Genomic DNA, 1,368 nt, shown 5'->3' on the forward strand with positions numbered 1-1,368 from the left:
CACCTCGACCTCGGCCTTGCTGACGCCCCCGAGCCGACGGCCACGGCCGCCCGCGAGCACGACCGCGTCGAACGCCGGCGCCGGCGTCGCGTCGAGCAGCCGCGCGGGCCCTGCGTCCGGTCCGAGCTCCGTCACGCCTCGCGCCGCCACTCGCCCGAGCGGCCGCCCGACTTCGCCTCCAGCTGCACGTCGACGATGCGGACGGACTTGTCGAGCCCCTTGACCATGTCGACGACCGCGAGCGCGGCCACCGACACCGCGGTGAGGGCCTCCATCTCGACGCCCGTGCGGTCGGCCGTGCGGACGGTGGCGGTGATGGACACGCCCTCGTCGGTGAGCTCGAGGTCGACCACCACGCCGTGCACTCCGATGACGTGCGCGAGCGGGAGCAGCTCGGGGGTGCGCTTGGCGGCGGCTATCCCGGCGATCCGTGCGACCGCGAGCACGTCGCCCTTCGGCACAGCCCCGTCCCGCAGCGCGGCCACCACGTCAGGGCCGCACTGCACCCGTCCGCTGGCGGTGGCCGCACGGACGGTCGGCTGCTTGGCGGTCACGTCGACCATCCGGGCGTGCCCAGCGGCGTCGAGGTGCGTGAACTGCTCGGTCATGGGCTCACTCTCAGGACGGTGACGTGGTCGCCGGCGACGACCTCGTCGATCTCGGCGGGGATCACGGCGAGACCCTCGGCCAGGGCGAGACGGGCGACGAGGTGCGAGCCGGAGCCGCGCGCGGTCGCACGGACCACGCGGTCGGGGCCCACCCAGCGCACGGGCATGAKCTGGGCGCGGCCGGGGGGCGTGGTCCACCCCTCGTCGGCCACCACCTGGACCGTGGGGCGCTCGACGTCGGCCAGCCCGCGCATCCGCAGCAGGGCCGGGCGCACGAACATCTCGAACGACGCGAACGAGCTCACCGGGTTGCCGGGCAGCGTGTAGATCGGGGTACCGCCGGGGAGCCGGCCCAGGCCCTGCGGCTTGCCGGGCTGCACAGCGACGGGGAGGAACTCGACGCCCGGCTCGTCGGCCAGCGCGGCCTTGACCACGTCGTACGCGCCGACGCTCACCCCGCCGGACGTGATGATCGCGTCGACCGAGCCGTCGAGGTCCGCGAGCACCGACCGCAGGGCGTCGACGTCGTCCGGCACCGGGCCGATCCGCACCGGCGTACCCCCGGCGTCCCGGACCGCCGACGCGAGCAGCCAGGAGTTCGAGTCGGGGAGCTGGCCGCGGCGCAGCGGGGTGCCCGGTGCCACGAGCTCGTCGCCGGTGGAGACCACCCCGACGCGCGGCCGGCGGTGCACCCGGACGGTGGCCCGGCCCAGCGAGGCGACGGCGGCGATCGCGGCGGGTCCGAGCAGCGTGCCGGCGG

At 75.9% G+C, this 1,368-nt stretch carries 2 protein-coding genes; both read right to left on the minus strand.

The window, feature by feature from the left end:
* Nucleotides 1-131: 131 nt before the first annotated feature.
* Nucleotides 132-608, minus strand: a complete 477-nt coding sequence (gene moaC, locus AC1DUQ_RS21760) for a cyclic pyranopterin monophosphate synthase MoaC (RefSeq protein ID WP_477059640.1) — start codon at nt 606-608, stop codon at nt 132-134.
* Nucleotides 605-1,368 (minus strand): molybdopterin molybdotransferase MoeA (locus tag AC1DUQ_RS21765; protein ID WP_477074639.1); only part of this gene is annotated, 764 nt, incomplete at its 5' end. The genes moaC and AC1DUQ_RS21765, both read right to left, overlap by 4 nt.

The organism is Cellulomonas sp. P4_B5_2, assembly GCF_056402235.1.